Genomic DNA, 9,827 nt, shown 5'->3' with positions numbered 1-9,827 from the left:
GGGTGGGGAGCGGGGCGAAGGGGCGCTATACGACATCAGCGACGGCCCTCACAAAATCAACATCAAATTTTTAGATGACAAAAACAGAATTATCACCGAATATGCCACAAACATAACTTTTGATTCCACTCCACCAAAACCATCATATCTCAACCAAGAACTATCGGCAGGTAATTTAAATTTAGAATACAAAGTAGATGAAGAAGACTTTTCTACAGTCTCCTTATACTACAACGAAACAGAATTAGCCTCTTCAACTTCGTCACAAGACAGTTTCTCAATAAAAATTACCAAAGATTCCGGAATTACAAATTACGTTCTACGGTTCAAAGATGATGTCGAAAACACTTACGATCACAAGATCGAAATAGATACGGATATTGACAAACCCCCAGTTATAAATTCAGATATTATAAAGGTTGACCTTTTTTCAGAACTTGATATGGAGATTTCTGACGACTGGGATGATAATTTTTTGGTTCTCATAGACGACGGAAACGAGGTTAAATACCCATCAGACTTGTTACTACACCCAACAACCAATGCAACCATGATTGTTTTTGACTCAAACAAAAATAAAACCGAAAAATTTGTGAATTTTAATGTTGACGATCAAATCCCTACCCCACCTGAAATTACGGCAAGACTAATCTCTGAAGACATGGATTACATATCCTGGCGATATGATCCCAACTATCAAAATTACGTTGTTGAAAGATATGATGAAATATTGGGATGGCAAAAAGCTTTTGAATTAAAAAACACGTTCATTGAAAACCCAAATTATGATATTATTTTTGTAAGAAAAGTTACCAACAATGGAACATACGGGTTACCTTCAGATCCGGTAATCACTCTCTCAGAGGCTCTTGTTCCATATGCCTCAGGTACGATAAACAAAGTAGAAAAAAACCTCTTCTTACCACAAATTAACACGCCCTTTGTTATAGCTTCTGATATACTAATACCAGAAGGGAGAACATTCTTGGTAGAATCTGGAAACGAAGTCAGATTATATAACGGTGCTACTGTGGTTGTTGAAGGGTTAATGTTTTTAATGCCAGGATTTGATAAAACTCATATATTTGGAGAAGGAGAAATAGCGCTCAACGGTGGAACCATAATCGCCTACGACACAGACTTTGAAAACATAAAATTTACCGGCAAAGGAAAATTATTATTTTTTAAAAACTCAACCCTTGATAATTACAGCTCAATCGATACACAAAGTATAAGAAGAATTTGCATTTACGACTCATCCATATCCGACTACGTTAAAATAACAAACTCATCGGGTGTTTACATCGATAATACCTATTTAAAAGAAATATCGTTAAATAACGTGGCAGAATCATTATTCAAAAGCTCGACAATAGACCTTTTCAACTCATCTATAAACAGCAGAACGATAATGGAAACTTCTACTATAAAATTAATGAACATTGAAACATTCTCATTCATGAACAGCATTGATTCAAAAATAGAAAGACTAAATGTGGAAGAATATTCAATATTTCTACAAAGAAAATAACAGGGCGCTAACACATGGACACAACCAACAAAATCCATCAAATAGATCAAATTTACAGATCACTAAAACTAAAAACACCCAACAAACATCATCTCCCAACACATGCAAGCGTACTATTATTAGCCACTCATCCAGCAAAAGACAACTCCACCATCGTTGAACTCGGAAGTGGCATAGGGCACGTCAGTCTCGTAATTGGGAAAATGCTACCAAACAGCAAAATAATAGGGATAGAAATACAAAAAGATCTATATGAATACTCCCTACAAAACAAAGAAATAAACGAAATAAACAACGTAGAATTCCTCAATACCGAAGTAAAAAACGTCAAAAACTATTTTGAAACAGAAACTATAGAATATATAATTTCAAATCCTCCACACTACTTTGATGGATTAAAAAGTCAAATCAGCGATAGAAAAATCGCCAGATCAGCGGAAGACCTAAAAGTATTAGAAGATTTCATCCAAGCCTCAAAATATCTTTTAAAAAACAAAGGACTAGGCTGTTTTATAATTCATCCTTACGTTCTTTCAGACGTATTAATAATCTTAGAAAAAAATAATTTAGAACCTCAACACATATATATCGCCTACGGGAACAAAGAAAAAGACGCCCAACTAATCTCGTTGACATTCAGAAAAAACGGAGGTAGAAATCTGCTCATTCACCCTCCGATCTTCTTCTCAGAATGGGGCGCGGAGCGCAGTTAAAGGAAAGCCCTCCCTTCCTTAAATGGGTGGGGAGCGGGGGAAGGGCGCTAACAAAGACCTTTCCCTTATGGGTGCGTTCGGAGACCTTAAGGGGTTTTCCCTTCAATGTTTGGGTTAAAGGGACCGTAGGTCCCTTCCTTAAATGGGCGGGGAGCGGGGGAAGGGCGCTAAATAAAGAACTCTTTTCCTTATGGGTGCGTTCGGGGACCTTAAGGGGTTTATCTTTTAATGTTTGGGTTAAAGGGACCGCAGGTCCCTTCCTAAAAAGGGTGGGCTGCGGGGCGAAGGGGCGCAAATAAAGACTAAGCGTAGCTTACAAAAAAACAATAAAAATCATTCCACAAAAATAAGAAATTGATTCTAGAAGGAACCAGGGCGGAAGGAGGCTTTCACAATCATTGAACATACTAGACATCATAACCCTCAAAGAAGTATATAAAAAATCCAACAAAGAGCTCTTAGAATACACAGAAACAGACACATCACCCACACTATTCAAAGAAGAATTCGAAGAAAACAAAAGAAAAATAGTCCAAAGCTTGGATAAGATAAAAGATTTAGGCATAATCACTTACTGGGATGAAGAATATCCAGATCTATTAAAAAACATCAACGACCCTCCAGTAATTCTTTACTATTTCGGTGATCCATCGCTTTTAAAAAGCAAAACCGTCTCCATTGTTGGTACAAGAAAAGTCACAGACTACGGAAAATCTATATGCATTGAAATCGCCAAAGCCCTGAGCAGCTACACAGTAGTAAGCGGAATGGCATATGGAATCGACTCGATAGCCCAAAGAAACGCTAAAAAAACGATCGCCGTTCTCGGGAACGGGATAGACATAATATATCCAAAATCTAACGAATCACTCTACAACAAAATAAAAGAAGAAGGGCTAATAATATCAGAATATTTTCCAGGTACCAGGGCAACAAAGTACACATTCCCGTACAGGAACCGCATAATTGCAGCTCTATCAGAAAAAACCATAGTCGTTGAAGCTGCTAAAAAAAGTGGATCATTGATAACCGCAAGATACGCACTCGATTATGGAAGAGAAGTATTAGCCGTACCAGGGGATATAACAAGGTTAAATTCATACGGTACTAATTATCTAATCTACTCTGGAGCCACTCCCATAATATCTATACAACACCTAAAAGAATTATTTGGAATAACCAACTTAGAAGGGGAAAGTCCCTCTGAAAATCCTGAAGAAATGGAGTTAAAAGAAAAAATACTAAAACTAATAAACGAAGGGAAGAATAACTTAGACTCAATATGTGAAACCTTAAAAGAAGACGTCTCTGCAATATTATCCACTATAATGCAACTAGAAATAGACGGGAAACTCTCACAAGAAAACGGCACCTACTTTACGATAAATTAATAAAAACCTTCCCTATGGGTGGGCTGCTGGAGAAAGGAGCTATCAAAGACCCCCTTCCTTATGGGTGGGCTGCGGGGCGAAGGGGCGCTAACACAAAAGGAGGTGGCAACACATGCCAATACTAACGGAACAAGAAATAAATATGCTTGTCAATGCCGAATGTCACGACCCATTTATTTATCTAGGTTTAAGAGAGCTCGACAAAGAAAACTTAGTCATAAGGGTTCTACAACCCTTTGCAAAAGAAGCATATTTGATTTCTAAAAACACCACTATAAAACTCGATAAAATCCACAAAACTGGACTCTTTGAAAAAAAGATCCCAGGATCCCAAATATTTGAATACGAAATAAAATGCACAGACTACAACGCCAACACCTGGACTTACAAAGACCCCTACTCTTTTTTACCAGTCATATCTGAATACGACAGATATCTCTTCAATGAAGGGAACCATTACAAAATATACGAAAAACTAGGCGCACACCCCATGAAAATAAACGGAATCGAAGGGGTTTTATTCTCAACGTGGGCACCAAACGCTAAAAGAGTCAGCGTCGTTGGTAACTTCAACAACTGGGACGGAAGAATTCATCAAATGAGGGTCTTAGGTCAATCAGGAATATGGGAAATCTTCGTTCCCGGTGTTGTTGAAGGAGACTTATACAAATTTGAAATCAAAACTCAAAATGGAGACATCTTGCTAAAAACAGACCCTTACGGAACTTACTTTGAAGTAAGGCCCAAAACAGCCGCCATTGTATACGACATACATAACAAGCACACATGGAATGATTCCAAATGGATGGAAGAAAGAAAAAATAAAAATTGGATAAAAGGACCAATGTCAATCTATGAAGTCCATTTAGGCTCCTGGGCAAGAAAAGAAGAAAATCAATTTCTAAGTTATAGGGAACTAGCGGAAAAGCTTTCAGCATACCTTAAAGAAAACCATTTTACTCACATAGAACTATTACCGGTAAGCGAACACCCCTTAGACATCTCTTGGGGATACCAGGTAACAGGTTACTATGCTCCAACAAGCAGGTTTGGAAAACCGGAAGATTTCATGTACTTTGTAGATAAAATGCATCAAGAAGGTATAGGCGTCATCGTTGATTGGGTGCCTGGACACTTCCCAAAAGACGCACATGCTTTGGGAAGATTCGATGGCACAGCCCTTTACGAACACCTCGACAGCAGATTGGGAGAACACAAAGACTGGGGAACTTACATATTCAATTACGGAAGAACCGAAGTTAAAAACTTTCTATTGGCAAACGCACTATTTTGGTTGGATAAATACCACATCGACGGCTTAAGGGTAGACGCTGTAGCTTCAATGCTATACTTAGACTACAGCAGACAAGATGGAGAATGGATTCCCAACAAATACGGCGGGCGAGAAAATCTCGAAGCCATTGATTTCATCAAGCAACTCAACACCGTCGCCTATCAATACTTCCCTGGGATTGTAACCGTTGCAGAAGAATCTACGGCGTTTCCAGGAGTAACTACGCCGGTTCATGAGGGCGGTTTAGGCTTTGAATTCAAATGGAATATGGGCTGGATGAATGACACACTAAGATACTTTAGCAAAGACCCAATATTTAGAAGATACCATCAAAACGACCTCACATTTTCCCTAGTATACGCTTTTTCCGAAAACTTTATCTTATCCATTTCTCATGACGAAGTCGTACATGGCAAAAGGTCTCTTTTGGAAAAAATGCCAGGTGATGATTGGCAAAAATTCGCCAACTTAAGGCTCTTTTACTCCTACATGTATGCCCATCCTGGGAAAAATTTACTCTTTATGGGAAGTGAAATAGCCCAAAGAAAAGAATGGGACTGCTCCAACAGTTTAGACTGGCACCTATTACAATACGAACCTCATAAAAAAACACAACTATTTTTAAAAGATTTAAATATACTGTACAAAAATCATCCCGCATTATTTGAAATTGATCACAGGTATGAAGGCTTCGAATGGATAGATTTCAACGATGCGGACAACAGTGTAATATCTTTTATAAGAAAATCAGAAAACGAAGACGAAATCATCGTCTGCGCCTTCAATTTCACACCAGTACCAAGGGATAACTATAGAATAGGCGTACCAAAAAAAGGAGTATATCAAGAAATACTCAACACAGACTGGACACAATACTACGGAAGTGGAGTAGACAATCCAAAAGAAGTATACTCCCAAGACATACCCATGCATGGAAGAGAACAATCCATAATACTCACACTACCACCTCTAGGTGGACTATATCTCAAATTCCTAATAAAATAAAGCCCCCTTCCTTATGAACGGAATGGTTCATATTCCTTTCCTCCTTGCTAAAACGGGTGGGGAGCTGGGATAGGGCGCTAAAAAAGAACCTTTTACTCACGGGTAGAACGGTGCAATCCTTTCCTTTTTCCTTAAATGGGTGGGCTGCGGGGCGAAGGGGCGCAAATAACCACTAAGCGCAGCTCACAAAAAACGCTCCACTTTTAAAAGGGTTACAGGGCGAAGCCCTCCACCCCCCGGGTCTAAGGGACCGCAGGTCCCTTCCAAAAAAGGGTGGGGAGCGGGGGAAGGGCGCTAAAAAAGAAGCTTTTCCTCATGGGCGGGCTGCGGGGCGAAGGGGCGCAAATAAAGACTAAGCGCAGCTTATAAAAAAACACTCTACTTTTAAAAAGGTTACAGGGCGAAGCCCTTATCCCAGCAGAGTCTAAGGGACCGCAGGTCCCTCTTCCACATGGGTGGGCTGCGGGGCGAAGGGGAGCTATTACAAAGGGAGGTTAGTTATGAAGGCAATAATCCTTGCAGGAGGCTCAGGAGAAAGATTTTGGCCTCTATCAAGCTCAAAAACACCAAAACAATTCCTAAAACTTTTCTCAGACAAAACCCTCATAAGAGAAGCCTATGAAAGAATGAGCTACAAAATGGAACCCGAAGACATCTTTATCATTACATCAGAAAAATATCAACAACTAACGATGAAAGAAATTCCAGAAATACCCAAAGACAACATCATCTTAGAACCAATTCCAAGAAACACCGCGCCAGCCTGCATGATAGGAACTCTAACAGCCCAAGATGACGAAATAGTAACAATACTCCCTGCCGACCATTACATACCTGACAAATCAAAATTTTGGGACACTCTATCAAAAGCAATACAAGGCGCCCAAGAATTCAACGGACTATTCACTTTCGGAATAACACCAACCAGGCCAGAAACTGGTTATGGCTATATAGAAGCAGGAGTTCCAATAAGCAACTCAACATACAAAGTCAATTCATTCAAAGAAAAACCAGACCCTGAAAAAGCTAAAACCTTTCTATCAAAAGGAAACTTCTATTGGAACAGCGGGATCTTTGTATGGAAAAAAAGCACATTCTTAGAACAAATGAAAAAACATTCTTCTGACATCTATAACAAACTCATAAACATCTCTCCATGGGACACAGAGAGCTTAAGAAAAATCATGCCCACTATCGAAAAAATAAGCATCGATTACGCTCTATTGGAACGCTCGGATAACGTCTATGTAGTCAAAGCAGATTTTACATGGTCTGATGTAGGAAACTGGGTATCAGTAAGAGAACTGCAAGGATACTCAGACAACGACGAAAACGTTGAAGTCATAAATGGGAAAAATGTGTTCGTTAAATCCGATAAATTTGTAGGAATAATTGGATTATCAAATATTATAGTAGTTGAAGGAGAAAACGGTATCTTAATCACAAAAGAAGAAAACTCACAAGACGTAAGAAAAATATCTGAAAAGCTGAAAAAAATGGGGAAATTTTAAAAATTATAAAGGCAGGGTGTGAGGTGGATCCATTATGATGGTGGGAATACTTATAGCTTTTTCAATTGGCCTTTTTTTTGGATTAAAAGGAAGGCTAAAATGGTTGAAAAAAATCAAACCTGTTCTATGGTCAACGGTTTTGTTACTCTTTTTCATGGGTTATGAAATTGGCAACGATGACGTCTTGATTTCTCAAATTAAAGAAATTGGAATCACAGCTTTATACATAGCTGTTTTTTCTATTATTGGAAGCGTTCTTTTTACTTCTATTTACGAAAAGTTCTTTAAAAAGGAGAAAACTAAATGATATTGCTATTATCTGCAGTCGTTGCTGGAATAATATCCGGTATCTATTTTAACTTTAATATCCCGAACAATTTAACTACTATTTTATTAATGTTTTTGGTTTTTAGCGTTGGGGTTGATATTGGCAGTGAAGAAAAGATACTCTCAAAATTAAAAGTCAACATGAAAAATATACTCTTTCAATCAATTTTAACCATATTAGGAAGTCTTATCTTTGGCTCTTTGGCAATATTTTTCACGAACCTTAATTTAAAAGAATCACTAGGCGCATCTGCAGGATTCGGTTGGTATTCCCTTTCAGGGGTTATGATCAGCAATCTCTACTCTCCTGTTCTAGGAGCAATTTCTTTCACTGCAAATGTAATTAGAGAAATTTTAGCAATAGTTCTAATTCCTTTAGTTGCTAAATGGTCACCTTTAGGAGCAGCATCAATTGGAGGAGCCACTTCAATGGACACCATGCTTGGAGTAATATCAAAAAGCACTGATAAAGAAACTACTCTAATAGCCTTTGGACAAGGAGTAATCCTTTCTCTTTCCGTCCCTATCCTTATAACACTCATTTTTTAAAAAAGTAAAGATTTCCTTCCTTAAAGGGGTGGGCAACGCTCTTCCTTAGATGGGCGGGCTGCGGGGCGAAGGGGCGCAAATAATGACTAAGCGCAGCTCACAAAAACGCACTTTTTTAAAAGGGTCACAGGGCGAAGCCCTTCACCCCCGTGGGTTTAAGGGACCGCAAGTCCCTCTTTCCTTATGGGTGCGGAGCGGGGCGAAGGGGCGCTATAAAACTTATTATACGGAAGTATATGATAAAATAACTCACCTTCAAAAAGATATGATATAATTAAAATAGTAAAAATCAATTTAATCCTCATATGGACGGGCTGCGGGGGAAGGGGTGCAAATAATGATCCTTTTCCTTATGGGTGAAAAACAGGGTTTAAGGGACCGCAGGTCCCTCTTCCACATGGGTGGGGAGCGGGGCGAAGGGGCGCTGCATCTATCTTTTTAAAGTTTCCCAAGACAGTATAAGATTTAAATACATAAGAATTAAGCAGGTGAACAACATGGTTCAGGACAAATTAGAATTCCTAAAAGATTTGTGTAAAAAATATAAAATAGGGTTAGTTTATTTGTTTGGCTCGCAGAAAGAAAAGGCTTATCAGTTACTAAAAGACAATGATGATAACAATATAAAAATAGATGATCCTCTCACAGACATAGATGTGGGAATAGTTTTTTTGTTTGATTTGGATACTATAAAGCAAAGATACAAGCTTTATGCGAGTATATACAATGAATTAGAAGAATTATTCAAACCTTACAAATTAGATCTTGTTTTTTTACAAGAAACTCATTCTGTATTCCAAACTGAAGCTTTAAAAGGCATATGCGTATATAGCGAATCAGAAAGTTTCAAAGATGAATACGAAATGATGGTATTAAGGCGTGCTGCGGATTTTAAATATGTACTCGATTTATACACCAAGGAAGTATTAGAAAAGTACGAGGAGAAATAAATGATGATAAATAAAGAACTTATTAGAGATAGATTGCTACTTATCAATGACTATCTAATTCAGTTAGAAATACTGTCTCATTTATCAAAAGAAGAATTTCTACGAGATAGAAGAAACCCTGCAGCCGCTGAAAGCTTTCTCCGAAGGTCTTTAGAAGCAATCTTTGACATTGGAAGGCATATATTAGCTAAGACAGGGAGCATAGATATGTCCACGGAATATAAGGCTATTGCTTTGGGGCTTGGAGAAAAAGATATTATAAACAAGAATTTGAGCCAGAAATTGATTCAAATGGCTGGTTATCGGAATAGATTGGTCCATATGTATCACATGATCTCTCAAGAAGAGCTGTACGACATAATAACAGAAAATTTGGATGACATTAGACAATTCATTAAAAGTATAGAAAAATTCATCGAAAATAACTGATCAGATGGAGCCCTTTTCCTTATGGGTGAAAAACAGGGTTTAAGGGACCGCAGGTCCCTCTTCCTTATGGGCGGGGAGCGGGGGAAGGGCGCTAACAAAGAACCTTTCCACACGGGTGGGGAGCGGG

9 protein-coding genes are annotated in these 9,827 nt (G+C 38.4%); all 9 read left to right on the top strand.

From position 1 onward, the window contains the following. Window positions 1-1,531: hypothetical protein (locus X925_RS10290; protein ID WP_158245416.1), on the top strand; the 1,531-nt coding region annotated here is incomplete at its 5' end. A gap of 14 nt (window positions 1,532-1,545) precedes the next feature. Continuing rightward, entirely contained in the window at window positions 1,546-2,244 is a 699-nt protein-coding gene (locus tag X925_RS04665; RefSeq protein WP_121959274.1) for a tRNA1(Val) (adenine(37)-N6)-methyltransferase, read from the top strand. A 398-nt stretch (window positions 2,245-2,642) separates the two neighbouring features. Further along, window positions 2,643-3,635 carry a DNA-processing protein DprA gene (gene dprA / locus X925_RS04655; protein WP_158245415.1) on the top strand — a complete coding sequence of 331 codons (993 nt, stop codon included), beginning with the start codon at window positions 2,643-2,645 and terminating at the stop codon, window positions 3,633-3,635. Between the two features lie 112 nt (window positions 3,636-3,747). Continuing rightward, on the top strand, window positions 3,748-5,934 hold the full coding sequence (gene glgB, locus X925_RS04650) for a 1,4-alpha-glucan branching protein GlgB (protein ID WP_121959271.1): 2,187 nt from the start codon (window positions 3,748-3,750) through the stop codon (window positions 5,932-5,934). Window positions 5,935-6,434: 500 nt separating this feature from the next. After that, window positions 6,435-7,445 carry a mannose-1-phosphate guanylyltransferase gene (locus tag X925_RS04645; RefSeq protein WP_121959270.1) on the top strand — a complete coding sequence of 337 codons (1,011 nt, stop codon included), beginning with the start codon at window positions 6,435-6,437 and terminating at the stop codon, window positions 7,443-7,445. A gap of 34 nt (window positions 7,446-7,479) precedes the next feature. Next, entirely contained in the window at window positions 7,480-7,752 is a 273-nt protein-coding gene (locus X925_RS04640) for a LysO family transporter (RefSeq protein ID WP_103065892.1), read from the top strand. Beyond that, window positions 7,749-8,321: a lysine exporter LysO family protein gene (locus tag X925_RS04635; protein WP_121959269.1), complete on the top strand. Its 573-nt coding sequence runs from the start codon at window positions 7,749-7,751 to the stop codon at window positions 8,319-8,321. Before X925_RS04640 ends, X925_RS04635 begins: the two co-directional genes overlap by 4 nt. A gap of 497 nt (window positions 8,322-8,818) precedes the next feature. Continuing rightward, a complete protein-coding gene (locus tag X925_RS04625; protein WP_121959267.1) occupies window positions 8,819-9,271 on the top strand; it encodes a nucleotidyltransferase domain-containing protein in 453 nt (150 codons plus the stop codon). Window positions 9,272-9,274: 3 nt separating this feature from the next. Beyond that, on the top strand, window positions 9,275-9,700 hold the full coding sequence (locus X925_RS04620; RefSeq protein ID WP_121959275.1) for a DUF86 domain-containing protein: 426 nt from the start codon (window positions 9,275-9,277) through the stop codon (window positions 9,698-9,700). Window positions 9,701-9,827: the final 127 nt, after the last annotated feature.

Source organism: Petrotoga sp. 9T1HF07.CasAA.8.2, from assembly GCF_002895585.1.
In the GTDB taxonomy this organism is placed as follows: Bacteria; Thermotogota; Thermotogae; order Petrotogales; family Petrotogaceae; genus Petrotoga; species Petrotoga mobilis.
This window is presented reverse-complemented; position numbering and strand designations above follow the sequence as displayed.

Bases quoted from the DNA above. Each gene is read 5' to 3' on its own strand.
- X925_RS04665 (WP_121959274.1), top strand. From the start codon at position 1,546: ATGGACACAACCAACAAAATCCATCAAATAGATCAAATTTACAGATCA.
- X925_RS04635 (WP_121959269.1), top strand. From the start codon at position 7,749: ATGATATTGCTATTATCTGCAGTCGTTGCTGGAATAATATCCGGTATC.
- X925_RS04645 (WP_121959270.1), top strand. From the start codon at position 6,435: ATGAAGGCAATAATCCTTGCAGGAGGCTCAGGAGAAAGATTTTGGCCT.
- X925_RS04620 (WP_121959275.1), top strand. From the start codon at position 9,275: ATGATAAATAAAGAACTTATTAGAGATAGATTGCTACTTATCAATGAC.
- glgB (WP_121959271.1), top strand. From the start codon at position 3,748: ATGCCAATACTAACGGAACAAGAAATAAATATGCTTGTCAATGCCGAA.
- X925_RS04640 (WP_103065892.1), top strand. From the start codon at position 7,480: ATGATGGTGGGAATACTTATAGCTTTTTCAATTGGCCTTTTTTTTGGA.
- X925_RS04625 (WP_121959267.1), top strand. From the start codon at position 8,819: ATGGTTCAGGACAAATTAGAATTCCTAAAAGATTTGTGTAAAAAATAT.